Origin of the sequence: Enterobacter sp. FB, assembly GCF_000805795.1 — a bacterium.
GTDB lineage: Bacteria > Pseudomonadota > Gammaproteobacteria > Enterobacterales > Enterobacteriaceae > Enterobacter > Enterobacter roggenkampii.
This window is the reverse complement of record NZ_JSZC01000018.1, coordinates 1-25,699: the sequence shown is the minus strand read 5'-3', so window position 1 is coordinate 25,699 and position 25,699 is coordinate 1. Positions and strand designations below refer to the sequence as shown.

Annotated in this window: 27 protein-coding genes and 4 pseudogenes; 9 read left to right on the top strand and 22 right to left on the bottom strand. The window is 53.0% G+C overall.

The features are described from left to right. Positions 1-662: 662 nt before the first annotated feature. The 18 genes from PI91_RS23750 to PI91_RS23665 form a co-directional block, all read right to left on the bottom strand. The gene (locus PI91_RS23750; protein WP_001776116.1) at positions 663-1,055 is read right to left on the bottom strand and encodes an H-NS family nucleoid-associated regulatory protein; all 393 of its coding nucleotides are present in this window, start codon (positions 1,053-1,055) and stop codon (positions 663-665) included. Beyond that, entirely contained in the window at positions 1,052-3,253 is a 2,202-nt protein-coding gene (locus PI91_RS23745; protein ID WP_001776115.1) for a type IA DNA topoisomerase, read from the bottom strand. The genes PI91_RS23750 and PI91_RS23745 overlap by 4 nt, the downstream gene beginning before the upstream one ends. Further along, the gene (locus PI91_RS23740) at positions 3,250-3,558 is read right to left on the bottom strand and encodes a hypothetical protein (protein ID WP_001776114.1); all 309 of its coding nucleotides are present in this window, start codon (positions 3,556-3,558) and stop codon (positions 3,250-3,252) included. The genes PI91_RS23745 and PI91_RS23740 overlap by 4 nt, the downstream gene beginning before the upstream one ends. Next, the gene (locus tag PI91_RS23735; protein ID WP_001776113.1) at positions 3,534-3,869 is read right to left on the bottom strand and encodes a hypothetical protein; all 336 of its coding nucleotides are present in this window, start codon (positions 3,867-3,869) and stop codon (positions 3,534-3,536) included. Before PI91_RS23735 ends, PI91_RS23740 begins: the two co-directional genes overlap by 25 nt. 26 nt (positions 3,870-3,895) lie before the next feature. Then, on the bottom strand, positions 3,896-4,213 hold the full coding sequence (locus PI91_RS23730) for a TrbM/KikA/MpfK family conjugal transfer protein (protein ID WP_039267234.1): 318 nt from the start codon (positions 4,211-4,213) through the stop codon (positions 3,896-3,898). 73 nt (positions 4,214-4,286) lie between these two features. Continuing rightward, entirely contained in the window at positions 4,287-4,706 is a 420-nt protein-coding gene (locus tag PI91_RS23725; RefSeq protein ID WP_232764490.1) for a cag pathogenicity island Cag12 family protein, read from the bottom strand. Beyond that, the gene (gene virB11, locus PI91_RS23720; RefSeq protein WP_023338069.1) at positions 4,693-5,742 is read right to left on the bottom strand and encodes a P-type DNA transfer ATPase VirB11; all 1,050 of its coding nucleotides are present in this window, start codon (positions 5,740-5,742) and stop codon (positions 4,693-4,695) included. The genes PI91_RS23725 and virB11 overlap by 14 nt, the downstream gene beginning before the upstream one ends. Before the next feature lie 3 nt (positions 5,743-5,745). After that, positions 5,746-6,942, bottom strand: coding sequence for a VirB10/TraB/TrbI family type IV secretion system protein (gene virB10 / locus PI91_RS23715; protein ID WP_039267233.1), 1,197 nt, complete (start codon positions 6,940-6,942; stop codon positions 5,746-5,748). Further along, positions 6,939-7,832, bottom strand: a complete 894-nt coding sequence (virB9, locus tag PI91_RS23710) for a P-type conjugative transfer protein VirB9 (protein WP_039267231.1) — start codon at positions 7,830-7,832, stop codon at positions 6,939-6,941. Before virB9 ends, virB10 begins: the two co-directional genes overlap by 4 nt. After that, complete coding sequence (locus PI91_RS23705; RefSeq protein WP_001293055.1) at positions 7,825-8,511, bottom strand: virB8 family protein; 687 nt, start codon at positions 8,509-8,511, stop codon at positions 7,825-7,827. Before PI91_RS23705 ends, virB9 begins: the two co-directional genes overlap by 8 nt. A gap of 197 nt (positions 8,512-8,708) precedes the next feature. Next, positions 8,709-9,635 carry a type IV secretion system protein gene (locus PI91_RS23700; RefSeq protein WP_232764488.1) on the bottom strand — a complete coding sequence of 309 codons (927 nt, stop codon included), beginning with the start codon at positions 9,633-9,635 and terminating at the stop codon, positions 8,709-8,711. 106 nt (positions 9,636-9,741) lie between these two features. Further along, positions 9,742-10,026, bottom strand: a complete 285-nt coding sequence (locus PI91_RS23695) for an EexN family lipoprotein (protein WP_001776107.1) — start codon at positions 10,024-10,026, stop codon at positions 9,742-9,744. 11 nt (positions 10,027-10,037) lie between these two features. After that, positions 10,038-10,754, bottom strand: coding sequence for a type IV secretion system protein (locus PI91_RS23690; protein ID WP_000770034.1), 717 nt, complete (start codon positions 10,752-10,754; stop codon positions 10,038-10,040). A gap of 18 nt (positions 10,755-10,772) precedes the next feature. Beyond that, the gene (locus PI91_RS23685) at positions 10,773-13,523 is read right to left on the bottom strand and encodes a VirB3 family type IV secretion system protein (RefSeq protein ID WP_039267230.1); all 2,751 of its coding nucleotides are present in this window, start codon (positions 13,521-13,523) and stop codon (positions 10,773-10,775) included. A gap of 9 nt (positions 13,524-13,532) precedes the next feature. Then, positions 13,533-13,832 (bottom strand): TrbC/VirB2 family protein, encoded by a 300-nt coding sequence (locus PI91_RS23680; protein ID WP_000175462.1) that lies wholly within the window; start codon positions 13,830-13,832, stop codon positions 13,533-13,535. Positions 13,833-13,842: 10 nt separating this feature from the next. Further along, positions 13,843-14,505: a lytic transglycosylase domain-containing protein gene (locus PI91_RS23675; protein ID WP_000958205.1), complete on the bottom strand. Its 663-nt coding sequence runs from the start codon at positions 14,503-14,505 to the stop codon at positions 13,843-13,845. Positions 14,506-14,507: 2 nt separating this feature from the next. Then, entirely contained in the window at positions 14,508-14,723 is a 216-nt protein-coding gene (locus tag PI91_RS23670; protein ID WP_001112907.1) for a hypothetical protein, read from the bottom strand. After that, complete coding sequence (locus PI91_RS23665) at positions 14,716-15,024, bottom strand: hypothetical protein (protein ID WP_001776105.1); 309 nt, start codon at positions 15,022-15,024, stop codon at positions 14,716-14,718. Before PI91_RS23665 ends, PI91_RS23670 begins: the two co-directional genes overlap by 8 nt. A 313-nt stretch (positions 15,025-15,337) precedes the next feature. Between PI91_RS23665 and PI91_RS23660 the strand changes: the two genes are divergently transcribed. Genes PI91_RS23660 through PI91_RS23645 form a run of 4 tightly spaced genes read left to right on the top strand, consistent with a single transcriptional unit; the run spans position 15,338 to position 19,441 of the window. Beyond that, a complete protein-coding gene (locus PI91_RS23660) occupies positions 15,338-16,252 on the top strand; it encodes a helix-turn-helix domain-containing protein (RefSeq protein WP_000891983.1) in 915 nt (304 codons plus the stop codon). Positions 16,253-16,255: 3 nt separating this feature from the next. Then, on the top strand, positions 16,256-17,239 hold the full coding sequence (locus PI91_RS23655) for a hypothetical protein (RefSeq protein WP_039267228.1): 984 nt from the start codon (positions 16,256-16,258) through the stop codon (positions 17,237-17,239). Beyond that, on the top strand, positions 17,232-17,720 hold the full coding sequence (locus tag PI91_RS23650; RefSeq protein ID WP_000238872.1) for a molybdopterin-dependent oxidoreductase: 489 nt from the start codon (positions 17,232-17,234) through the stop codon (positions 17,718-17,720). Before PI91_RS23655 ends, PI91_RS23650 begins: the two co-directional genes overlap by 8 nt. After that, entirely contained in the window at positions 17,717-19,441 is a 1,725-nt protein-coding gene (locus PI91_RS23645; protein WP_039267226.1) for a hybrid sensor histidine kinase/response regulator, read from the top strand. The genes PI91_RS23650 and PI91_RS23645 overlap by 4 nt, the downstream gene beginning before the upstream one ends. Before the next feature lie 6 nt (positions 19,442-19,447). Here PI91_RS23645 and merR read toward each other — a convergent pair whose 3' ends face one another. Then, entirely contained in the window at positions 19,448-19,903 is a 456-nt protein-coding gene (gene merR / locus PI91_RS23640; RefSeq protein ID WP_001166628.1) for an Hg(II)-responsive transcriptional regulator, read from the bottom strand. Between the two features lie 71 nt (positions 19,904-19,974). Between merR and merT the strand changes: the two genes are divergently transcribed. Together merT and PI91_RS25150 are read left to right on the top strand one after the other, a co-directional pair. Next, positions 19,975-20,325, top strand: a complete 351-nt coding sequence (gene merT / locus PI91_RS23635; RefSeq protein WP_039267225.1) for a mercuric ion transporter MerT — start codon at positions 19,975-19,977, stop codon at positions 20,323-20,325. 15 nt (positions 20,326-20,340) lie between these two features. Beyond that, positions 20,341-20,430, top strand: a pseudogene (locus PI91_RS25150) (mercuric transport protein periplasmic component); the annotation flags it as partial. A gap of 56 nt (positions 20,431-20,486) precedes the next feature. On the opposite strand, the gene PI91_RS23630 reads toward PI91_RS25150, so the two are convergent. Beyond that, on the bottom strand, positions 20,487-21,455 hold the full coding sequence (locus PI91_RS23630; protein ID WP_072199635.1) for an IS5 family transposase: 969 nt from the start codon (positions 21,453-21,455) through the stop codon (positions 20,487-20,489). 35 nt (positions 21,456-21,490) lie between these two features. Here PI91_RS23630 and PI91_RS25935 point away from each other — a divergent pair. After that, positions 21,491-21,628 (top strand): annotated as a pseudogene (locus tag PI91_RS25935) (IS110 family transposase); the annotation flags it as partial. 255 nt (positions 21,629-21,883) lie between these two features. Here PI91_RS25935 and PI91_RS25425 read toward each other — a convergent pair. Further along, positions 21,884-22,379 (bottom strand): annotated as a pseudogene (locus PI91_RS25425) (IS1 family transposase); the annotation flags it as partial. A gap of 393 nt (positions 22,380-22,772) precedes the next feature. Here PI91_RS25425 and PI91_RS23610 point away from each other — a divergent pair. Together PI91_RS23610 and PI91_RS23600 are read left to right on the top strand one after the other, a co-directional pair. Beyond that, entirely contained in the window at positions 22,773-23,801 is a 1,029-nt protein-coding gene (locus PI91_RS23610; protein ID WP_039002937.1) for a tyrosine-type recombinase/integrase, read from the top strand. A gap of 171 nt (positions 23,802-23,972) precedes the next feature. Beyond that, complete coding sequence (locus PI91_RS23600; RefSeq protein ID WP_001067855.1) at positions 23,973-24,677, top strand: IS6-like element IS26 family transposase; 705 nt, start codon at positions 23,973-23,975, stop codon at positions 24,675-24,677. Positions 24,678-25,151: 474 nt separating this feature from the next. Here the strand turns inward: PI91_RS23600 and intI1 are convergent. Next, a pseudogene (intI1, locus tag PI91_RS23595) lies at positions 25,152-25,699 on the bottom strand (class 1 integron integrase IntI1); the annotation flags it as partial.

Sequence of the window (25,699 nt, the reverse complement as noted above, 5' to 3'; positions counted from 1 at the left end):
AACGGTCACAGGTTGTGATCGTTCTGACTGACCGATTCCATGCTGCAAAAGAAGTGGCCGCCAAGCGGCCATGATCGCAGGAGGTACACTCCCGCGATCTAACGGCGTGCGGCATTACGTGCGGGCTGGACGCCCTTACTGCATGTCGCATGGGGGTAATGTCCTGGCTGAACGCCCGGCCAAAACCCCCAAGGTCAAAAGAGGCCACACCGTCGCGCGCTACGCGCGACCACCCCCTAAAAGACGCCTGTTTTAGCCCTTTTCTTCGCCTTGTTCGTTCCTCACAAGACGAATTAAAGGGAAACTAGGCTTTTTAGGGGGTGGTCGCGCCACGCTACCGGCTTTTGGCCGGAGACTTAGGCACGACGGTGTGGGGGGCAAGCCCCCCAAATAAACCGACGCGTGGGCGCGTCTTTTTGCTCGCTGGGGCGGCAAAATTTATTCGGCCCCCCCCGGCTTTTTTCGGCTCACTTGGGGTGAGCGCTCAAAAAGTGGAATCGGCGACGCAAATTAGCAATTTCTTCGAAATTGAATTTACTCGCCTCCTGCCACTTCGCAGACTCAGGCGGCCTGTCGATTAGCAATTTTTTCAAAATTGAATCGCCATGCTCGCCAGTCTTCGAAGCCTGAAAAGCCAGGTCAAAACCGACCCGGTGCCGTTGTTAGTCGGTGGTAATAAGGAAGGATTCAAGAGGTTTTCCGGCGTCAAGTTCTTGCTGAATTACAACCGGCACGCGTCCGACGCCTGACCATGTTTTATGCACGCCGTTTTCAAAATACTGATATTTAGCTTTGCGTTTTGCCGACTTTTTGGCGGGACTTGTACTAACCAGCTCTGTCGGTGAAAAGCCCTCCGATTCAATCAGCGCCAGCAATTCATTGCGCTTTTCTTCCCGCTGTCGGCGTAGCTTTTCCTGCTCGATATGCTCTGCGCGTTTTTCATCAAGTGCTGCTGAAATACGTGCACTCAGCATCTCCAGAAAGGCAAAATCACTTTCACGTAAAAACTTTTTCAGCGCGCGCTCTGAGGTTAATTCGTCCTGGATACGGTTCATAATTTCAGCTCCTTCGGCATAGATACGTTCAATCCTTTCAGCGGATCGCGTGGTGGATATTCAAAACCGAGTTCCCCGGTTTGCGCGTTTTTCAGCGTGACGATCATCGAATAGGTGTCGTCGTTTTTCTTCGATTTAAAACCTTTAATAACGTCGGTTTTGCCCTTGCCGATTAACTTCTCGGCCTGTTTTTCCGTTAGCTTTTTGCCGCGCACTTCCAGCCATATTTTGAACTGACAGCCCGTACAGGCGCAGGTTTTCGGCGTCATAACCAGCTCAGAACCGCACGACGGACATTTAACCGCGAGGCGGTTAAGCGCCGTTTTAACGGGCTGTTTTTCCGTCGCGCTGATGGCAATATCGGCGCTCTCAACCAGGCGGGAAACTTCCGCGTAAAGACCATCAATAAAGCGCTCGATGGTCATTTCGCCGGTTTCAACCGCCGCCTGTTTTTCAGCCCATACGGCGGTCATATCCGGCTGCGTCACCGAGTCGGGCAGAGCATCAATTAACGCCAGCCCGGCGGCAGTTGGGATAAATTTGCCCTTTTCCACGGTGATGTAATCGCGGGTTTTCAGCGTCTCAATAATGGCCGCGCGGGTCGCCGGTGTGCCGATGCCGCCGTGTTCATCTTTTTTGTCTTTATCCTTCTCCTTGAGCAATTTTTTAATGCGCGGATCGGCGACAAAATCGGCCACGCGAACGAGGGCAGCGAGCAGGGTCGCCTCGGTAAACAGCGGCAGCGGTTTAGTTTTTTTCTCCGAAATCACCACCTCGCGGCAGGTTAATGTCGCCCCGGTTTGCAGGCGGCTGATGGCCTCAAACGCGGTGCTGTTTTCGTCCTCCTCGTCGTCTTCTTCCGCGTCGTTCAGGAACGTCGTAAAACCCGCATCCGTGGTTTTACGCGCCGAGACTTTAAACATCTCGTCACCGCATTTAATCTCCGCGATCGACTCGTCATAGCGCTTTTTCGCCACGAACTGCGCGAGATAAAACTGCGCGATGGCGAGATAAACCGCCTTTTCCTTGTCGGTAAGGCGGCTTAAATCCGGCATGTTCGTCGTCGGGATAATGGCGGTGTGGGCGGTGACTTTTTTACTGTCAAACGCCGCACTTTTTTGCGCCGTGTCGGTGGTAAGGCCGTTAAAAACGTCGAGCGTTTTTAAGGCCGCCACCACCTGTGGCGCGTCGTTGAATTGTTCATCGGACAGATAAGAACAGTCAGAGCGGTTGTAGGTAATGTATTTACTGTCCTTGAGCTTCTGCGTGATATCGAGCGTCTGCTGCGCGGTCAGTTTGTGCCTGCGGTTCATATACACCTGGAGGCGCAGCAGGTTAAACGGCAGCGGTGCGGCAGTGGTTTTTCCCCGGTCGGTGGCGGCCGCGAGCACGCTGGCCGGTTTTCCGGCCAGAGCCCTCGCGAGTCCTTCCCCCCAGGCCTTATCCGTCAGCCGCTTTTTATCGTCCACCGGCGCGTATTCGGACGTCTGCCAGCGGGCGCAGACAACGTCCGTACCGCTGATAAACTGCCCTGCGAGCTGGTAGTAAAACGCCTCGCTGTGCGCCTGATTGTCGCGCCACCGGCGCACAATCATTCCCAGCACCGGCGTCTGGACGCGGCCAACCGAAATCGTGCCCTTATAGCCCTTATCGCGGGCTTTGAGGGTGTAACAGCGGCTCATACTGAAGCCAAAAATCGCGTCTCCTGCGCTGCGCATCAGGGCTTTCAGGTACATCCCACGAAAATCGCTGTTATCGCGCAGGGAGTTGATGGCTTTTTTCACCGCTGGCGCGGTGTTGTCGTTAATAAGCGCCCGTTTCACCGGCGCGGTGTTTCCGGCGAACTCCAGCACCTCGTCAACCAGGAGCTGCCCCTCGTCGTCCGGGTCGCCGCAGTGGACAACCATTTTGATATCCGGGCGACGAATCAGCTTCACCAGGGTATTAGCCTGCTTTGCCACGCTCGCTTTTGGCTGAAGCTGTACCGGGTACAGCTTCAGCGGCAGGGTGTCGAGCGACCAGGTGGCGTAGGCCGGGTTGATCGTCTCCGGGGGCACCATTTCCAGCACGTGGCCGACGCAGTAGCTCACGATATCGGTCGCCGATTCGGCATAGCCGTCGTGCCGGGTGAAGTTGCCGCCCAGCGCTTTCGCGATATCGCTCGCGACTGCGGGTTTTTCTGCAATCCACAGTCTCATTCTTGATCTCTCCTGATTTCATCCATCGTTTCGAAGTACATCATTCGACTTTCCTGAAAGTCGTTATCAGACAGACTAAAGCCATGATCCGCCGCTACTGTCATGAACGTCTCAGCATCACGGACGCTGAGATTGGTCAGAACATCGTGCAATTCGCACAGGGCGCGATATTGGTAGATTTCGTAATGCAGGCCGCAGCCGCGATGCGCTTCTTTCTCGATGCGAGAAATCAGGCTCGCGGCACTAACGGAATCACCACGCACATGCGGCCACGGCGGGGCTATAAATCCGGTTTTTGTTGCCATTGGAGTGCATCCTTATCGTCGAGTTTTTCCCATTCCGCCGCCTCGTCGTCGCTCAGCGGAACGGTGTAAAAGAAGACCGGCATACTGAGCACGGAGCGGAAGAACGACTGACGTTCTGCTGGTAATGCCTGGAAGGTCGGCGAGTGCTGCGCGGCGAGCTGGACGAGTTCGGACGTGTTGGCCTGAAAATGATCCTGTTTCTGGCTGATTTCCGACAAAACGAGCAGCACCGTCTGCAAATCACCTGCAGGAAGCTCCTCATCTTTCAGCAGCCCGGAAAAGTTATTAATAGAAACGGTTTGATTAATCACGTGGTGTCTCCTTTACGGCTGCCGTTTTACCAACCGTTCATACGGCCAAATTTCGGGATGATCTTGCCGACAATGGCGCTGTCAGCGGACGGGCAGGCGCTCAGTTTTTTCTGCCGCGCTGCGGCGGTGTGATCGGGTAAAAACGACCCCTTTTTTTTCTTTTTGATGCTCATGAAATTTTTGTACATCGGGTCACACTCGGCGGGACTGCTGCCGTCGAGCTTTCCGGCCAGGCACAGCACCATCGCGCACGGGTCATTCGGGTCGGCATTCTGGCCATCGGCGGCGAACGCCGGAGAAGTAAGGGCGCACAGCAGCGCCGCCGTGATTACGGTGTGTTTCATGATGATTTCCTCTGAAGGGAAGCAGGGCGCTAACGCCCGTTGGTTGTTCAACGCCGGTGACGGTCTGAAGGACTCAGACCGTCGCCGCCGTTATCGGTAGAAGACGATTTCTGAGGTGTCGCAGGTCAGGCAGCCGGAGCGGGGGGCGAAACTCCACCACACCCTTGTAGCCGCCCTCGCGGAGCCAGGTTTTGGCCGCAAAGAAGCGCTGGCCGTCCGGGGCATTTACTACCGCGCGCGAGGCGTGCGCAACCGCGTACCACTGTGCGGCCGGGTAAATCCCGCCGGGTTCAAAACGCGCAAGCACCTGCGACCAGTGCCCTTCCGTCACCGGCGAGGCCACGATAAGACGGTTGGGTTCCCATACCGGCCGGGTGGTCGTTACCGGCTGCGCCGGTTGTGACCAGTCAACGGCCGCAGGCTCCGGCGGCGAAGAACAGCCCGCCAGGAGGACGACGATCGCCGTCAGGCCGGTCAGTTTAGGCAGCATCATTGAAACTCTCCTTCATAGCCTGCATGTGCAGGGGTTTAAAATAGACGTCGCTCATGCGGCGCACGTTGCCGTGAACGTCCACGCTCACAATGACGTCGACGCAGTGCAGTACCTTGCGCAGCAGCACGTCAACCGGCATGCCCCGGCACGCCGGATGCTCGTAGCAGCGGTCTATCAGCCCGGAGATACACTCGCGCGGGCTGCCCGCGTGCAGGGAGGACATAAACCCCTCGTGCCCGGACTCAATCAGCTTGAGTGCGTCCCACGCCTCGCGGCCACGCACCTCGGCGAGCAGGGGGCGGTCGGGGTTCATACGGTAAATCGCGCGCACTAGGCGATCAGAGGTGACTATTGCGCCCTCTCCGGCGTCCGCCGGGTAGAACAGATGAACGTAGTTTTTCTGGCTGTAAAACTTCAGCTCCGGGTTGTCCTCGATGGTGATAAGGCGCAGCGTCTCGGGAATGTAGTGCAGCAGCATCTTCATGTAGGTGGTTTTCCCAGAGCCTGTTTCCCCCACCACAAAGAGCGTTTTGCCGTACTCCACGCACTTTTCCATAAAAAGCGGGATATTCCCGGACAGGTATATGCGGCTCAGCTCCCCGTCTTTTGATTCCACCTTTTCTGTACCCTGCACCCGGTCATAAAACCCGGCATCGATATACGACTGATGGGTGCGCTGGAAGTAGTCCGGCTTACGCAGGGTGATTGAGATGGTGTTGCGCTCACAGGCCGGGGGCACCACTATCTGGCAGCGTTCTCCTGTAGGGAGCGTGGCCGAGAGGATAGGCGACGTTTCATCAATGGTGTCGTTGTTCCACACGGCCAGCGCCCTGGCAAAGGACGAGCACTGGCGCAGCGTGACCGGCGAGGCGTGCATTTCCCACGCCCCGTTGATTTTTGTGTGCAGCTCTCCGGGGCGGTTGATGGCAATTTCCGTCAGCCCCTCCCGGCTCAGGTAGTCCCCGAACAACAGAACGCGCAGGTGTGACAGCGCGACGTTGCCCTCTGACGGGGTATCAGTCAGTTTATCGTCCATCGCTTACCTCATGCGCAGTCTGTAGACGTCTGAAAAATCAATGTCCGCCCCCGTGACTAGGCCAATCACGTCACCCTGGTTGAGGTACATCGTCGGCGGGATGTTGATGCTGTTTTCCAGGAGCGTTTTTGCCATTTCCGCCGTGGCCGCGCGGGTGTTCTCCGTGTAGTCCGTGTTGCGATCCTTGCCCGGCGACGAGCCGGAGGCCGCAGCGGCAAAGTCCTGTACCGTGCCGAGCAGGAGGGTATTACCTATCCGCTCCAGCCAGTGATTGTCTATCCAGCCCGCGACGCCGTTCTCGCCCAGCGCCCCCACGGCCTGGCTGTCAACCATCGGAATAACCAGGCGGCCGGGTTCCGGCGTGCGTAGCTCGGTGATGGCGAGGAACAGACGCCCCTGCCCGTTTTTCAGCGTGCCGGTGCGGTACAGGCCGCGCGCCTCAGTGCCTGCCGGGATAAGGCGCACGGCGTTGCTGGCGCTGTAAATGTCCTCGCTGATAAGGCAGTTAAAGCGCCCGCCCACGTCCGATACAAAGCGCTGCATCATCGCGCAGGGGATATGCCGGTCGGCCGGAATGTACAAATCCGGATCGAGGCCGAGCCGCTTCACGCCGGTAATGCGCGCCAGCCCGTTATCCTGCGACTGCCCGGCGGGTGTTGCAGAGCCTGGCGCGGACGCGCTGCCCGCAGGTGATACGTTACTGCTGGCCGTGCTTTTCGGGGCGCTGCTTGCAGTGGTTGGGGCGCTGTCTGCCAGGGCGCTGACCTTGTCAAACGTCAGGGGGGGCGGTGATGCCTGCGGTGGCGCGGCGGTATCAGTCGGAGTAGTCTTCTCCTGGCCGGTTGTGTCTGCCAGCTGTCCCAGCGGGTTCAGATCCCGTCCGAGGTTATTGCGCTCGCGGGCGGGGGAGGTGGCGTGCGATTCCGGTTCATGGCTCGCGCTTTTCCCGCTGCCGTCACCCTTCAGTTTCGCCATCAGGTAATCCCCGCCGGTGGCGATAATGACCAGTAACACCAGGCTGATGGCGGCCAGCACGAGCGTGCGGCGGCTGCGGCGTTTCGCGTGCTGCACCACCTGTGGCTGTCCGGGTGGCACCGCGCCTGCGGCGGGTTTATCGCCGTCAATCTCTGCCCGCGCCCGCTCGCGGGCTTCCGCCTCCAGTTCGGCGGCGGTTTTAATGTCTTCCTGTTCGTTCATCATTTGCTCTCCAGTTTCACATCCGGTGAGACGGTGCTGCCGTTCGCCACGGTGACTTTCCCGTAACTGCCGTTTTCAATCCCCACGACCTGGCTGCCGTAGCGCAGCACAAAGCGTGGAGAAAGAGAGCGCAGTACCATCACCCGGTAGTTACCCTCGGTGCTGAAGGTCGGGGTGATCACCTGCTCGCTGCCGCCGACGATGACGGTCGGCGACGGGATCAGCTTCTGCGGTGAAAAGCCGAGATAGGTAAACCGGCCGTCGTCATACGCAAAATCCGGGGTGATCGACTCCGAACCTGCCGCCACCCTGCGGGTGTAGTTCCAGTTGCGCGGCGCAGTGGATTTCTTCAGGGCAAACTGAATGCGTTCTTTCTCCTGCGCGGCCTGAAGCTCCTGCTGACGGGCGAGGCGGGCTGCGTCGTTCTGCCTGCGGGTATCGTCGGGGTAGCTGAAGCGCACCACAAAGGCCAGATTTCCCGCCTCGCGATCGTTATCGATCACGTTCAGCATCAGGCTGTAGTCGCGCTTTGTGGTGGTCACAAACAGGTTGGTCTGCCAGTCCTGCTGCGTGGGGGTGAAAATCTTCTGGACGGTTTTGCCGTCCGCATCCGTTACCGGCTGCTTCACCGGCGCGGGGCTAATCCCCACGCGGTTACGGTCGGATGTGATCGTCCAGCCCTGCGGAAAACCAGCGGTGGCGGTGATCACCTCCTCGTCGGCGTCAAAAACCAGCGTCGTGATGTAACCCGCCCGCGTGTTAATCACTGTCGTGTTCTGGCTGTTGTAGGGGATGTTCTGCATGCGGCTGTCATAGGCGCTGCCGTGCGGTGTCGCCGCACCCCATGCTGACGCGGCGGTCAGCAGGAGGGCACACATCAGTACCTTATTCATCGCTTTTCTCCTTAAACCGCTGGTAACTGGTGACGATGAAGCCGAACGGGTTCACCTCGCGCTCGGAGGCCGTCATTTTCTTCTGCGGGAAATAGCGGTAGGTCATGCGCACCGTCCAGTAATCATACGTTTCGGTGTTGTCCTTGACCTTTCGAATGGTGCGCTTGATGCGCAGCATCTCCACCATGCTGGAGCCGGTGCCCTCTGACGGTACGTTGGAGAGGACTTCCACCGTGACCACATAGGCCGCCTGCTGAAACACAGCGTCCGGCGCGTCCGGGCTGTTAAACCAGTCGAGGTATTCCTTGTTGACCTCGTCGCTGTTGAACATCTGCGTCTCTCTGTAGTCCTGCTGAAGGGCGAAATAGTTGTACCCCTCGCGGCGCTTCACGTAGGACGCAGTCTGCGAGAGATTGAGCACCTCGGAGGTGTCCAGCTTGTCCTCGCCGACGGTGGTGACGCGCTCGATGCGCCCGGTCTGACGGTCGAGCGTGTACAGCTCCACGGTGGTGGTTTTGAGCGGTAGCAGCAGGATAAGGGCGGCAAGGGCGAAGACGAGCAGCAGACCGGCGAGCGCCGCCACGATCCAGCCCGCCTTTTTCATGCGCATATCCCGCTCAAGAATGGCGTTCTCAAACGAGCGCGAGTCGCTCAGGGCTTTGGCGGTAAGTTCAGACATGGGGGTTAACTCCTGAATAATGGCCGGGGAATTGACCGGCTCCGGGTTGCCCGACACGGGCGGAAGTTGGGTGTTTCGCTGTGCGCAGCCTGCAAGCAGGCACAGCATCAGCAGCGTGATGCCGTATTTCATGGTGTTTTTCCTGTGGTAAAGACGTGACGAAGCCGCAGGACGCCGTTGCGGCGTCCGCAGTTCAGTCAGACTGGGTTATCTCTGGTAGCGTTCCTGCATCCGCTGAACGGCGGCGCGGCTGCGGCTGCGCGCATCGCCGGTGGCGTGGGAGGCCGTGGAGGCAGACGAGGCCGTTGCGCTGCCGGTACTGTTAAGGTTCTGTGAGGCTTTATCCCCACCGCACCGGCTGCGGAGGAGGCGGATTGACGGGCTGAACCTATTCCCGACGCGGCAAGTGCCTGCGCGGCACCCTGTGCGGATGCACCGGCAAGCGCCTCGGCCAGCTTATAGGTCAGGACCATCACGGCGGCGGCACCCGCCGTGCCGAGGAAGACCTGAACGGCCAGAGTCAGGTAGTTGGCATCGGATGCTTTTGTGGCGCCCGCCAGGATGTAGTCCAGGTAATCCATTACCACCGTCAGGGCGATGCCGCTGAACAGGGATGTAAGGATGCAGCCCAGAATAATTCTGAGCCAGTTGCTGAACATATCCCGGAACCACGACCACATCAGGCAGTAGATAAAGATCGGGGCGGTCGCCAGCATCAGCAGCATCACCAGTTCGGCTATCAGGTTAATGATGGCCGTGATGCCTACCAGTAACATGACGCCTGCCCAGACCAGAAACTGCGCCAGAGTGCCTTTTAGAGCGACATAGGTTGAATCATCATAAGAGTAAAGCTTCTCCCCAAGTGCTTGAGCCTTTTCCCAGACCGTATCCAGCCGCGCCCAGATCGACGCGTCGCCGCTGAATCCGTCCCGCAGGCCGGTGATGGCATCCGAAACCAGATCGAGATAGCCTCCGGCGTTGGTGACGAAAATCATGATGATGAGCATCCGGCTCACGTCCCACACGATCTCCTCGAAGGGGCGGACAAGCTTGCCTGCCATCGTCTGGTAGGCGCGCCACGTGATGTACAGCGAGAGCACCGCGACGGAGAACAGGTGTGCCATCCACCCCCCGTATCGGCGGCCACGCTGGTGAGCACGCTGTCAAACCCCTCCATGATGTGGCTGTTTAATCCGACGAATATTCCACTCATGGTGCGTTCTCCTGTCGCTAATTCAGGTCAGCAATAGGCTCTTGCACGCGAGCTTTATCAAGGTCTTTCAGGATTTGCTTATATCCTTCGGCAACATCAGGTTTAGCTTTTTCACGGTGAAGGGCGGAGCGTGCATTCTGGCAATCGGTGGGCACAAAATTATGATTAAAAATGCACTCCCTGTATTTCGCCAGCATGTCGTCATGGTGTGCCATATACCAGTCTACGGAGGTTTTATCCTTGCAGCCAGTAAGCGCGGCCACTGAGGCCAGAACAATAAAGGTCAGTGTCTTCAGTTTCATGGGGTCACCTGTTAGTTAAGGTCTGCGATTGGAGCTGTGCGCATTTGCTCGGCCTGCGCCTTGCGGCGTTGTTCGGCAAGCAGCTGGTTGCGCATCTCACTTTGTTTGACCGACATTTCCCATTGAGTGGTCAGGGCGTTCAGCTGGATACTCCTCGCGGACACTACGTTCGCCAGATCCTGCGATTCTTTACTGTCCTTCGCATTCTCGATGCGACTGGCGAGATTACTAATATCGCTCAGCGTGTCGGAAATTTTTTCCTGGATGTCAGAAGTGTCCTCGACGGACACCGCCTGATTGAGGAGCATCTGTTTGCAGCTATCCCGGTACGCCTCGCTGGCGTTCTCCGGGCAGTTGTCGAACAGTTTGTATTTGTCATACAGCCTGTTTAGTTCCCCAGCATAAGACCCGCCTGAGCCGGTTAACAGATCGTTTAAGGAAATCCCCCTGTTTTTCAGATTTTTAATGTCAGCCGTCAGGTTTTTTGCCTGATTCAGGAATGCCTGGACGTCCCGAATACCGGTGGCCGTTGCCAGCTGTTGTTTATAAGCGTTCATCTGCGACTGATAATGTTGAACCGTCTGCTGCCACTGCTGGAGCTTCTCCGCCCACTGCTGGATGTTGCTGGCGTTGGCTACTTCATCAAAAACGGGAATACCGGCCTGAGCCGGGACGTGAAAGAGACACAAGGCGACGGTCAGCGCCGTCAGGGTGGTTTTCAGTTTCATGGTGTTATCCTTTTGTGATTAAACGGCACGTCTCAGCATTTCGTCTTTCCAGTCTTCCGGCTTCATACCCTCCTGCCAGATCTCGTCAAAAATTTTCAGGTTGTCCGCACTGGCGCTGAGCAGCTTCGTGTAGCGACCTAGCCCGGAGAGGTCGAGGGTGATTTGTGCGATATACGGGCGCACGTCACCACGCCGCAGCGGAGATTTCATGATCACCATCTGGCGGGCGTAGGGGTCGAGGGTGGTCACGATGTCGTAAACCGCTTTCGGCACCCGCAGCATGTCCACGTAGTCGTACTCCTTCGCCTGCTGGTTCGCCATGAAGATGCGGGTACTACACTGCTCGATAATGGCCGCCGAGATCTCGTGCTTGCACATCTCCTCCGGCGACTGCGTGGTCGGGAAGAAAATGCCGTTGAGCTTTCGAATGACCTTCAGCATGTCGAGGGCGAATTTTGAAAACTCCGGGTCCTGAAGCCATTTCCAGAATTCATCCATGAAAATGACCAGGCGGCGGCCATCGAGGAGGCTGGTCACGCGGTAGAGCAGGTAGAAGGTGAGCGGGCTGCGCACGTCTTTGTCGTCCAGGAACTCCGTGCCGTCGATGCCGAAATTATCAATATTGTCGATATCAAAGGTGTCCACGTCATTATCAAACACCCAGCCAAACTCCCCGCCCTGCGCCCACTGCTGGAGACGGATGCGCAGCCCGTTCATCCGTGCGTCCTTCGTCGGGGCTTCATGCAGCACTTCCAGCATGCGGGTGATGCCGTTGCGACGAAGCTCAGGCGGGTAGTCCAGCATGATGGTGTCCACTGCCTCGCTGAGGCGTTCTTCATCGCGCGGGTCGAGCGGTTTGCCGTCCCTTGTGCAAATCATTCGCATCAGCTTCTTGAGGAAGTTGCGGTTACGTTTCGTTGGAGCAAGCGCAAACGGGTTAAGGCCGGTCTTCTCGCCTGAACGGAAACGGAAGTACGAGCCGCCCTGGAGGCGTATCGACATTTCCGCCGAACGGTCTTTATCAAAGACCACCGAGGTGAAGCGCTTTTTCGTCGCCCCCGGCGCAAACGACTCAGGACGCCGGTATTTCTGCATCAGATGCTGGAACATCATCAGCAGGGTCGATTTCCCCGTCCCGGTACTGCCGAGCAGCATGGTGTTACCCGGCGGCTTCTCGCTGAACTCGTCAACATCGGCCTGGCTGTTGTGCAGATTCACGTACTGACACCCCCCGGACGGGGTCGGAACAACGGCAATCGCCTCCCCCCAGGCATTCCCGTCCCGCTTGTGCGGGTGAAAGTTGTGAAACGACACCATTTCGGCGTAGTTGAGGCTGCTCACCGGCACCAGACGCGGGCGCAGGTGATACACACCCGGCAACTGCGCGAGATACGCCGCCGACAGCGACTCGCGGGACAGGGTCATGATGAAACCGAGATCCTTCAGGGTATCCGCCAGAGTGTTGGTGTCCCGGATAACCTGCTCGCTGGTTGGGGCGCTGACAATAAGCGTCTGGTGATATTTCCCGAATGAAATAATGCCGGACTGAAGCATGTCGCGGGCGACCTTCAGGTCTTCCTGCTGGGAGATCGCATCATCCTCGGCAGACTTCAGGCGTTTCTCGATGGTGCGGATGCAGCCCCGCGCTTCATCCTTACCCATGCAGGTATAGGACTGCGTGAACACGTACCGGCAGCGGGCATAAAGAAGCGAGTCATACAGCCCGGTGATGGTTTCAGTGCTGTAATCCTTGATTTCCAGCCCGCGAAAGTAGCTCTGGCCGTCGGTGTGGCTGACCTGGCCAATGTCGGTGGAAGGGAAAATATCCGTGCCGCCCAGCACGTCATAAAACGGCGTGCGGGTGACGCGGACTTTCTGCCACCTGCCGGTGATCAGAAAGTTGTAAAACGCCAGCTGGGAGGAGAACACGTGCCCGTTCTCCTCATAAGTGCCAAGCGGCCGCGCCGCGTAGCGTGACAGCGCCGTGCCAATCGCTTGCCGGTGCTCCTGCATCACCTGCAGGGCATTGTCGAGCAGGGTTTTACGTTCGCCCAGGGACTTCTGTTTCATGGTCGCCCGCTCAATGCCGGTGTGCGGATTGAAGCAGACGGTGAAGAAGAGATGACGCTGGTAGAAAGGTTTGCCCTCGCGGGAGGCGTAAAACAGACGCGCGATTTCATCTGAAAACGGAATCCCGGATTCACATTCAAGCGTGTCGGTAAATTCGTCGCTCACCAGATGGGTATAGAAGGTAACGGGTAGCCCCTCAAAGGAGCGGATAACGTTGTTGAGCTGCATGTCCAGGGTGGCGAGGTAATGTTCATCCTCGCATTCAAAAATGGTACCGCCGATCTCCCAGGTGCTGACAAAGTCACCTTTTTTGTTCTTCACCACCTGCTCGTGCAGGTGGGAAGACCAGGGGAGATAGCGGGACAGCGGGATACTCTCGTTGAGCCGCATATGTTTTATAAACTCCGTAACGTCTATGGCGTCGTACTGGTTTGCGACAAGCGCCTTTGTCCCGAAATGCCGGGTCGCCGCGCGGTTGCCGCGCGTTTTAAACGCCAGCAACTTCAGGTCAAAGAAATGAATGTCCTCTTTTGCCAGCCGTCTCAGCTCGATAAAGGCAGGTATGAGAAGCAGGAGAAGCCAGTAAAAACGTGACCAGACGGCCGCCAGGGTAAGGATGCACAGGGTGAACAGCAGGGGGACAAGCGGGACCCCCCACAGCGCCGCCGGTCGGGTCAGCGCCTTGTTGAGGATGGCCATGCTGCCTCCTTAGGCGGCGAAGTAGGCACCGAACCCGGACGCCCCGGCGAGCAGGACACCCGCCCAGAACACGCGCTGGAGATCGTGCCAGGCCTTGCCGTCAACAAGCATCTTGTAGGCGATAAAGGCCACCGCACAGCTGATCGTGACGACTGACATACCAGTTAGGCCGAGGAAGACCCAGTTAATGGCGTCACTGCCTTTCTGAAATGCCTGGTCAGCGCTGGCCGCCATTGCTGGAACAGCAGACAGGGCGGAAAATGCGGCAATCAGGCGGGTTGCAGCGGTTTTGATAGTACGTAAAGTCATGATCTCTTCCTTAATCAGAAGACACAGCGAGGCCGCCGCGCACGACATGTGGCGGATAAGCAGCGATGCTGGTCGGGGTGGTGTCGGGTGCCGGAATTACGCCGCGTATGACGCTATCCGGGTAAACAGTGTTGTCGGACGGGACGGCAGGCGCTTCCCCGGATGAGGGAGATGCTGTCTGCTGTTCTGCCCGCGTTGAGGGCACAACGTAGCCAATACGCTGTACGTAGCTTGTGTTGCCGAACGCGCTTTCCGGGCGCTGGCCGGTTTCAAAATTGCCTGAGTAATAGCAGCTCAGGGCGCGCTGTAATGTTCCTCCTCGTTGATAGCAGTCGGTGATGATTTTCGCGGCAACAGTCATGTTGTCACAGGGGTTAAACATGGATTCGGCGCTTACGCCGAACTGCGGGAAGTTGGTGCTGGTTATCTGCATCAGCCCTACTGAATAACGGTGCTTTTTCTGCTTTATGGCCTCCACAATTTTTAGCGCCTCGTCTTTCGACGAAGGCAGATGAGAAATCACGCGGCTCCTGCCGCCCTTTACCGGGACAATCTCAGCGATGGCATATGGATTTAAGCCGGATTCGGTGCGGGTGATGTCGTGGATGGTATCGGGGTGAACGGCGGGAGCACACTGCATTGCGAGCTGAAACAACGCGGCAGTGGTTAACATAGTCAGTCCTTTCTGTAGAGCAGTACCTTACCGGTGGCACAGTCCGGGTTGATAAATAACTGAATGTCGCCCTGGCTGTTAGCTTGGGCAACACCGATTTTTGTAAGCGTCATTGCCAGCCGATCACCCTTCACCGAATACACGTTGTGCGTGTACTCGGTCATGGGGGTGAATACGGCTTCAAGCAGTGAGGCCGGAGCAGGCGTGATGTCAGGCATTACATTTCCTATTTTCCAGCAGTGAGGTGATTGCATCGATACGTCGCAGCCTGTCGGCAATAAGTACGGATACATCGGATTTTTTGAGTCCCTGCGCTTTCACAGTCAGGGTAGTGATTTCTGCCCGCAGGGCTGCCCGTTCAATTAGCAATTCTCGGACGTTATCCGGCAGCTCCCTGAGCGACCAGGTGCCATTAATGGCACGCGTGATACGGTCACGGGAGGAGCGTAGCGGCGGCTTGCCGAGAGTTGAATAAGGATTCTGACGCAGCGCCTTACGGTGGACGGTTTGCATGCTCATGGCTGTTTCTCCTGGGTATGAGTAAGCCACCCGCGTGCGGTGCACAGTGGGAGACAGGGAAGGATTAAACGGGAGGCTTAACGATACAGAGGAGTGAGAGTGTTACCCATTACAGGCGCGGCACGTCATCTCTTTACGCAGTCACAGAAAACACCTCCTTATCCTGACCGGGGAACGCCGCTGCTAGGTTATTAAAGAGCTAATGATTTGATTAATACAATAGCGCTTATAAGTTGGGTATTCAATAGAATTATAACTTATATTATCGATTTAAGAATGATTCCAATTTTTAGGACTTTTTCAGCAGTGTAAAATGTTGGAGATGTTTGAAAAAATTGAAAAAAAATACTGGCAGGATAAAATCAAGAAAATCTCCAAATTCAGAGTAATAAAAATGCAAGATCTCGATGATGCAAAAGTGATAGAGGTACTGGCGAAGGTATTGACCAAAAAAGGTATTTCCAAGGTAAAGCACAATAGTTACATAAGTAAGGTGCTACAGATCACTACATCAGCGGGCTATAAGAAGTTGAATGGTGCGACCAAGTGGGAGGTTCAGCAACTCATAAAAGTAGTCCAATCCGTTGGCATGGATATGATTGAGTTTTTCCGTATTTATTATGAGGATAATAAAGAAATTCAAGATGCGATCTGGAACGATGGCCGCAGTGAACACTCTTGTAAGGTATGCCTCTATCCTGAAGGTTCGGAAGTAAACACAGAATACTCAGCACTGAAAGTAGCTGACCAATGGAACATTTTTCCGACAAATGATTTAAAAGATGAACTGCTTTATGAATCAAAACGAAGCATAGAAAGTATTGTCATAAATCCAAAGGTAATTAGCAGCACTAAGTATCGAATTGCACTACTTGATGACGATGCTAATATCACCGAAAGCTTAAAAGAAATCCTTTCGAACGATTATTATCAAGTAGATACTTATGATAACTTGAAAAAACTTACTCAAGCTGTCGCAACAAATCCGTATGACGCATATGTTTTGGACTGGATCATCGGTGATGAAACAAGCTTTAAGTTGGTTAAAGCTATAAGGTCGTCAAAAAATAAAAATGCAATGATAATCGTTCTTACAGGTCAACTATCTGGTATAAAAGATGATGAAATTGTAAAGTCAATTCATGATTATGACATTGTGGGACCATACGAAAAGCCGATTAAATCAGGCATCATCAAATCTAACATTGAAAAATATTTCGCCAGATAGATTATGAGAAATTTACTTGAATATTCCGGTAGCTTGATAAGTAACGATAGTTTGATCGTAGCACCTTACGATTATCAGAAGCTAAGCTATGAAAATATTTTACCATTAAACAATGGTCTTATAAAAAACTGGAATATACAAAAATTCTCAAGTGATTACTCTGAAATAGAACACCTAAATGTGATCAATGGCATGGGAGTGACATTAGGTGATTCTATCGTCGGGATTTCTGTGCTGTCAGCAATCAAAAAAAAGAATCCCAAGATTAAAATTAAGCTTATTCGACCGGAGACTGCACCGTCATATGTTGAGGAACTGTATGAATTAGCATCCTCGGTTATAGATGAGCTTCATTACATGCCTTTTCATATTCAGAAATTGCCTTGTACTGCATTGAATATTGATGTGGGAAATCAGCTATATTCTCCAGATTTCCATATTATGGAAATGCATGATTATTTTATCCAAGGTCTTGGCGTGAAACTTGATGATGTTAACCATAATGAGCTATCTAATAAATGGTTAGGCAATATTGATCTCGGAGCGCCAGTTTTTGAAAACTACACACTTTTTGCACCTATTGCTAGCACAAAAATAAGAAGTATACCGTCGAAGTTCTATTATGACATAGTTGATATGCTTTCTAGGCGCGAAGGAAAAACGGTACTAGGTTTCGTGGATGTGAATCATAAAAATTATATTAACATATCAAAGTATTCACCCCATACGAAAGATTTCATAGCGCTAATTAAGTATGCTAGCAACGTTTATACTTGTGACTCCTCTGCATTGCATATAGCCGCTGGATTTGGTGTACCTACTGAATGCGTGTTTAATACAATACCGCCAGAATTAAGAACAAAGTATTACAGTAATTGTAAGTCGATTTATGTTGGGAATAAAAGATTAGAAAAAATTCAGAGTAGTGAAGATTTCCAACTGGTTAAAATGGTGGAAAATAATTACAGGGAGTATCTTTATGGTTAAAATAATATCATTCTTATCCCTAATGCTTTTGTCAATTAGTGCATATAGCAATATTGGGGATATAGTTATAGATGGTTCAATCGCTAATGCTAACAGTGATAAAGGTTATGTGATTACTGAAAAGCAGTTTGATTCGTTCCCACGGGATACCATCGTAACGACAACACCTTGGACGCCAACCGGTAAAAAAGTAAAATTCAAGGGCGTCGACCTAAGTTATGTTTTAAAACTCGCTGGCGCTAATGGAGCAAAGCTAAAATTCCATGCTCTGAATGATTATGAAATCATTGTAGACATGAATGACGTTGAAAAATATAACATTTTATTGGCTACAGAAATGGATGGAAAAAGGCTTCAAATAAGGGATTTTGGACCTTATTTTTTGGTATATCCTTTAGATGAACATTATATTGAGCTTAACACGCCACACTATCTTGCACGGTTCATTTGGCAGATAGACAAAATTACGGTGCTCAAATGAAAAAAAATTTCTTTATCATTTTGGTTGCTCTGCTTTTGTTGATAGCATTCACTGTGTCTAGTGTTGTTAAGTACACCAGTCTTTTATCGGAGAAAAATTTATACACCGTCGCTGGCACCCAAGAAAACTACGGTTTCTCAGTGGCAAAATTCATTATACAGTTGAATGAGCTTTACACGCTAATCAATAGCGATAATACTATTGACGATGTTAGGCTTAAATTCGATATCCTTTATTCTCGTTTGAATGTTATTTATGTAAAGAGTGAGGCGACTACACCTCTATATAAACAGCAAGGCTATGAAGAAACAATTGATTCGATAAACAAAAAGCTTGAAGACATAGACGGGCTGCTTTCGCATAATCACCCTGATTATAAAAAAATAAGTACAATCATAGCTGATATAAAACCGCTAACTAAAACCGTTACAAATCTTGCTGATATGGCTGAAATAGCACAAAGGAATGACGCTCTTAAAGATTTCAGGAGCAAACGTCAGCAGTTATGGACTCTGCTTTTTATTACAGGTGGGTTGATTTCCTTACTTCTTTTTGTCCTATTTATTTACATAAGTAAAATTAACCGATTGTTACTATCAGAACGGGCTGCTTTTGCCAGTAAAAATGCATTTTTAGGTATGGTAGGCCATGAACTCAGAACATCTTTACAGGCAATAGTGTCTATCATTGATGTCGTAACCAATAATCTGAGTGGAGGGATTAAATCTGGTCAGATAGAACGACTTGAAACTGCTGTTTCGAAAATGGAGCGCCAGTTAAATGATTTGGCTGAATTTGCAAAAATTGACAACGGATCTGTAGAGATAAAAAACACCTATAATAGCTTGCAAGCAATTGTTACTAACGCTGTGCAGGATTGCATTGCTATTTATGAAAAAAAGGATGTCACAGTTAAAATAAAAAACAATAATGATGCAGTGATTTTTACAGATGCTCTACGCCTTAATCAAGTAATTGAAAACTTAACCAGTAACGCTATTAAGTACACTGAGCGCGGGGAAGTCAATGTAGATTACTTTATAGAAAAAGGTAAGGTGTTAAATATTGTCATTTCTGATACCGGAAAGGGAATCCCTAAAGACAAACTAAAGTTTATATTTAAACCATTTACACGAGTTGTAGATTCGAAATCCACTGTACCTGGATTTGGGATGGGACTCGCTATTGTTGCAGGGATAATCAGACTATTAAAAGGTACTATTCATATATCTAGTGAAGTAAATGTAGGTACAACTGTTACAGTAAGAATACCTATCAAGTTGGGAGATAGCAGCCTTGCAACAGCTGAGGTATCTGCTTCAGCTCCCGGAGATGTCTTCGGCGTTCTTAGCTTGCTTGTTATTGATGATAATGAAATGGCCTGTTCGTCTCTTTCCAGTCTGCTTACTAATGCTGGATACATTGTCGAGGCTACAACCTCGCCTGAACGAGCCCTGGAAAAGCTTCTGCGTAAACCTTATGACGTTGTCCTGAGTGATTTACAAATGCCAGGCATGACAGGTGATGAGCTGTATGCAACTGTTAGTAGCAGTCAGAATCCTAATCGATCCACGCCTTTCATATTCATCAGCGCATACAGTGATGCACACTCTATCGGACAGGCTCCTTTGTTAACTAAACCTGTCAGATTAAAAGATATAAACCTTAAAATACATGAGGTTATGTCAAATCAAGGGGTCGTCTCAGAATTCGGAAAATAAAGCACGCTAAGGCGTAGTCACCCCGTGACTCCCCCGCGCCGATGCAGCGAGCTTCGTTCCGTCTTGCAGTGACGCAATCAGCGGGCAGGAAACGTTCCCTTTCCGCGCATGGCAGGCGCACACCAGTTCAGACAGCACGGCCTCCATGCGTGCCAAGTCGGCCATCTTCTCGCGCACATCCTTGAGCTTGTGCTCGGCCAGGCCGCTGGCTTCCTCGCAATGGGTGCCATCCTCCAGCCGCAGTAGCTCGGCGATTTCGTCCAGGCTAAAGCCCAGCCGCTGGGCCGATTTCACGAACCGCACTCGTGTTACATCCGCCTCGCCATAGCGGCGAATGCTGCCATAGGGCTTGTCTGGCTCCGGCAGCAGGCCCTTGCGCTGGTAGAACCGGATGGTCTCCACATTGACCCCGGCCGCCTTGGCAAAAACGCCAATGGTCAGATTCTCAAAATTAATTTGCATATCGCTTGACTCCGTACATAACTACGGAAGTAAGCTTAAGCTATCCAAACCAAATTTGAAAGGACAAGCGTATGCCTGAACCACAAAACGGGCGCGGCGCGCTCTTCGCCGGTGGGCTGGCCGCCATTCTTGCGTCGGCCTGCTGCCTGGGGCCGCTGGTTTTGATCGCCTTGGGGTTCAGCGGGGCATGGATCGGCAACCTGACGGTGCTGGAACCCTATCGCCCGATCTTCATCGGCGCAGCGCTGGTCGCGCTGTTTTTCGCCTGGCGGCGCATCTACCGCCCGGCGCAAGCCTGCAAACCGGGTGAGGTCTGCGCGATTCCCCAAGTGCGAGCTACTTACAAGCTCATTTTCTGGATCGTGGCCGCGCTGGTCCTGGTCTCGCTCGGATTTCCCTACGTCATGCCATTTTTCTATTAATCACAGGAGTTCATCATGAAAAAACTGTTTGCCGCCCTCGCCCTCGCTGCCGTTGTTGCCCCCGTGTGGGCCGCCACCCAGACCGTCACGCTGTCCGTGCCTGGCGGCTTTGTTGAATAAATCAGATTTCGGGTAAGTCTCCCCCGTAGCGGGTTGTGTTTTCAGGTAATACGCACGCTTTCAGGCATACCTGCTTTCGTCATTTTGTTCAGCGCTCGTACCAGGGCCATAGCCTCCGCAACCTGACCATCGTAGTCACGCAGCGTCAGTGAACCCCCGAACAGCTGTTTTACCCGGTACATCGCCGTTTCCGCTATCGAGCGACGGTTGTAATCTGTTGTCCATTTCCACCGCGCATTACTCCCGGTCATTCGCTGATTAGCCACTGCACGGTTACGGTCTGCATATTCACCGGGCCAGTAACCCGCACCTTTTCGGGGAGGGATAAGCGCGCTGATTTTCTTACGCCGCAGTTCATCGTGACATAGCCGGGTATCGTAAGCGCCATCGGCGGCGGCTGACCTGATTTTCCGGTGGGTTTGCCGGATAAGACCCGGGAAGGCTTCTGAGTCCGTCACATTGTTCAGCGACAGGTCAGCGCAGATGATTTCATGTGTTTTACTGTCAACGGCGAGATGCAGCTTACGCCAGATACGGCGGCGTTCCTGGCCATGCTTTTTGACTTTCCACTCGCCTTCACCGAAGACCTTCAGCCCGGTGGAATCAATCACCAGATGCGCGATTTCACCCCGGGTGAACGTTTTGAAACTGACATTAACCGACTTTGCGCGCTTGCTGACACTGGTGTAATCCGGGCAGCGCAACGGAACATTCATCAGTGTAAAAATGGAATCAATAAAACCCTGTGCAGCCCGCAGGGTCAGCCTGAACACGCGTTTAATGACCAGCACAGTCGTGATGGCAAGGTCAGAATAGCGCTGAGGTCTGCCTCGTGAAGAAGGTGTTGCTGACTCATACCAGGCCTGAATAGCTTCATCATCCAGCCAGAAAGTTATGGAGCCACGGTTGATGAGGGCTTTATTGTAGGTGGGCCAGTTGGTGATTTTGAACTTTTGCTTTGCCACGGAACGGTCTGCGTTGTCGGGAAGATACGTGATCTGATCCTTCAACTCAGCAAAAGTTCGATTTATTCAACAAAGCCCACCAGTCTGGCAAATTGGCCGATTGGGTCAGGGATTTACTGTGCCGGAAAAGCAACTTTGTCGTCACTTGTGCTCTGGCAAACAAGCTGGCCAGAATAGCCTGGGCCCTAACGGCACGACAGCAAACTTATGTAGCATAACGGCAGAAATACACCGGTTTAAAGAATTACTGATCTGGTTTTGCGAATACTGATATTGATGATACTAACGGCCCACCGGCCTGTTGAGGAACCTGTAAAACGGAAAGGCTCATTGAAGCCGTATATTTTCTGGAGGTTCATCAGGCGCGGAACTCATCAAGGCGCGGGAATAAAATCCCATTCAGACGCCGGATAGATTCAAGCAAGCCAACTTGTCGTCAAAATCGGTGTTGCAAAAACGGGAGTGACCATAGATTCCGTTTTCCAAGCGGACCCCTCAAAGGCCGACAGCAGGCTCAGAAGACGCCCCAGCGTCGCCATCGTGCGTTCACCGAATACGTGCGCCACAACCGTCTTCCGGAGCCTGTCATACGCGTAAAACAGCCAGCGCTGGCGCGATTTAGCCCGACGTATCCCCACTGTTCGTCCATTTCAGCGCAGACAATCACATCACCGCCCGGTTGTATGCGCGAGGTTACCGACTGCGGCCTGAGTTTTTTAAGTGACGTAAAACCGTGTTGAGGCCAACGCCCATAATGCGTGCACTGGCGCGACATCCGACGCCATTCATGGCCATATCAATGATTTTCTGGTGCGTACCGGGCTGAGAGGCGGTGTAAGTGAACTGTAGTTGCCATGTTTTACGGCAGTGAGAGCAGAGATAGCGCTGATGTCCGGCGGTGCTTTTGCCGTTACGCACCACCCCGTCAGTAGCTGAACAGGAGGGACAGCTGATAGAAACAGAAGCCACTGGAGCACCTCAAAAACACCATCATACACTAAATCAGTAAGTTGGCAGCATCACCCAACACAATGAGTAAAGGATCAACTTATAGTTTATTGTCAATTTATTTAGAAAACCTTCTTCAAAACCCTGGATTTACGCTGCTAAATCCCGCTTATCAAACGGTTTCTTTTTTGTTCACTTGATCCATTGTATCAAAAAAAATCTTCCCCTTCTAACTTTAAATAATTAGTATTATTTAAAGTTAGTATATGATACTGATCAAATGAACAGTATTGACAGGCTCAAAAAGTCATGGTTCGAATCAAGGGCTTAAATTTTAAATTCTCACGGATAACTAGCCTGTCATTTTTTGTTTTTTCGCGTAGCGACACCAATTTATAGAGGTGAAATGATTACATGAGTAAACTTATTATCCCCGGTAATTCTGGCATGTTTCTTCGTGATATTGGTGCTGAGTACCAGGAAGCCGCCAAAAATTTCATGCAGTTCCTTAATGACCAGGGTGCTTACTCACCTAATACACTGCGCGATCTGCGCCTGGTCTTTCACTCCTGGGCGCGTTGGTGTCACGCTCGTGGTCTTGCGTGGTTTCCGATCTCCCCGGAAGCTGCCCGCGAATACCTGCTTCAACTGCATGATGCGGATCTGGCTTCAACCACCATTGAAAAGCATTACGCCATGCTCAATATGCTTTTGTCACAATGCGGACTGCCGCAACTATCTGATGACAAAAGCGTATCCCTGGCGATGCGGCGCATCCGGCGCGAAGCTGCAACCGAAAAAGGCGAACGCACAGGCCAGGCAGTGCCCCTGCGCTGGGATGACCTGAAACTTCTCGACGTGCTGCTCTCCCGCTCTGACAGGCTGGTGGATCTGCGCAACCGGGCTTTTCTGTTCCTGGCCTACAATACCCTGTTGCGTATGGCTGAAATGTCCCGCGTGCGTGTTCGCGATCTGGAACAGACTGGTGACACTGTAACGCTTCACGTATCCCACACCAAAACCATCACGACCGCCGCCGGACTTGATAAGGTGCTCTCCCGCCGGACAACTGCGGTTCTCAATGACTGGCTGGACGCGTCCGGACTACGTGATCACCCGGATGCGATACTTTTCCCGCCAGTACACCGGAGCAACAAAGCGCGGATCACTACCACGCCACTAACCGCGCCCGCGATGGAGAAGATTTTCAGTGACGCCTGGGCGCTGCTGGGTAAGAGTGATGCCACCCCCAATAAAGGCCGTTACCGGACGTGGACAGGCCACAGTGCGCGTGTTGGTGCTGCCATAGATATGGCTGAAAAACAGGTGTCTATGGTTGAAATTATGCAGGAAGGTACATGGAAGAAGCCCGAAACACTGATGCGTTATCTTCGCCGTGGCGGTGTGACAGTAGGTGCCAATAGCCGCCTCATGGATTCATGAGATTAAATTTCTAACACCCTTTTTTAACACTGCATTTTACTGTAAAGTACGCCTGTTTTTTCTGGGGGTGCTTTGCAGAGTCGTATCACGGAATCAAGGCGTTTCACGGGCACTGTTGCAAATAGTCGGTGGTGATAAACTTATCATCCCCTTTTGCTGATGGAGCTGCACATGAACCCATTCAAAGGCCGGCATTTTCAGCGTGACATCATTCTGTGGGCCGTACGCTGGTACTGCAAATACGGCATCAGTTACCGTGAGCTGCAGGAGATGCTGGCTGAACGCGGAGTGAATGTCGATCACTCCACGATTTACCGCTGGGTTCAGCGTTATGCGCCTGAAATGGAAAAACGGCTGCGCTGGTACTGGCGTAACCCTTCCGATCTTTGCCCGTGGCACATGGATGAAACCTACGTGAAGGTCAATGGCCGCTGGGCGTATCTGTACCGGGCCGTCGACAGCCGGGGCCGCACTGTCGATTTTTATCTCTCCTCCCGTCGTAACAGCAAAGCTGCATACCGGTTTCTGGGTAAAATCCTCAACAACGTGAAGAAGTGGCAGATCCCGCGATTCATCAACACGGATAAAGCGCCCGCCTATGGTCGCGCGCTTGCTCTGCTCAAACGCGAAGGCCGGTGCCCGTCTGACGTTGAACACCGACAGATTAAGTACCGGAACAACGTGATTGAATGCGATCATGGCAAACTGAAACGGATAATCGGCGCCACGCTGGGATTTAAATCCATGAAGACGGCTTACGCCACCATCAAAGGTATTGAGGTGATGCGTGCACTACGCAAAGGCCAGGCCTCAGCATTTTATTATGGTGATCCCCTGGGCGAAATGCGCCTGGTAAGCAGAGTTTTTGAAATGTAAGGCCTTTGAATAAGACAAAAGGCTGCCTCATCGCTAACTTTGCAACAGTGCCCGTAGATTTACGTGCATAGCCGATTTTCATTCTTTTCTCGCTAATTAGTTATGGGGTTATTGTTATGTTGATACAGTAACGAGTTTTGTTACATGAGGGGAGTCATTTTTCGGGAGAAGTCAGGACTTTTCAAGACTGTCACAAAAACCATCGTTTTTGATACATTAATTTAACCAATAGGTTGCAGATCAAATCGCCTGTAACAGCCTTTCTGGCTGTTTGTCGTTTTCAGAAGACGGCTGCACTGAACGTCAGAAGCCGACTGCACTATAGCAGCGGAGGGGTTGGATCCATCAGGCAACGACGGGCTGCTGCCGGCCATCAGCGGACGCAGGGAGGACTTTCCGCAACCGGCCGTTCGATGCGGCACCGATGGCCTTCGCGCAGGGGTAGTGAATCCGCCAGGATTGACTTGCGCTGCCCTACCTCTCACTAGTGAGGGGCGGCAGCGCATCAAGCGGTGAGCGCACTCCGGCACCGCCAACTTTCAGCACATGCGTGTAAATCATCGTCGTAGAGACGTCGGAATGGCCGAGCAGATCCTGCACGGTTCGAATGTCGTAACCGCTGCGGAGCAAGGCCGTCGCGAACGAGTGGCGGAGGGTGTGCGGTGTGGCGGGCTTCGTGATGCCTGCTTGTTCTACGGCACGTTTGAAGGCGCGCTGAAAGGTCTGGTCATACATGTGATGGCGACGCACGACACCGCTCCGTGGATCGGTCGAATGCGTGTGCTGCGCAAAAACCCAGAACCACGGCCAGGAATGCCCGGCGCGCGGATACTTCCGCTCAAGGGCGTCGGGAAGCGCAACGCCGCTGCGGCCCTCGGCCTGGTCCTTCAGCCACCATGCCCGTGCACGCGACAGCTGCTCGCGCAGGCTGGGTGCCAAGCTCTCGGGTAACATCAAGGCCCGATCCTTGGAGCCCTTGCCCTCCCGCACGATGATCGTGCCGTGATCGAAATCCAGATCCT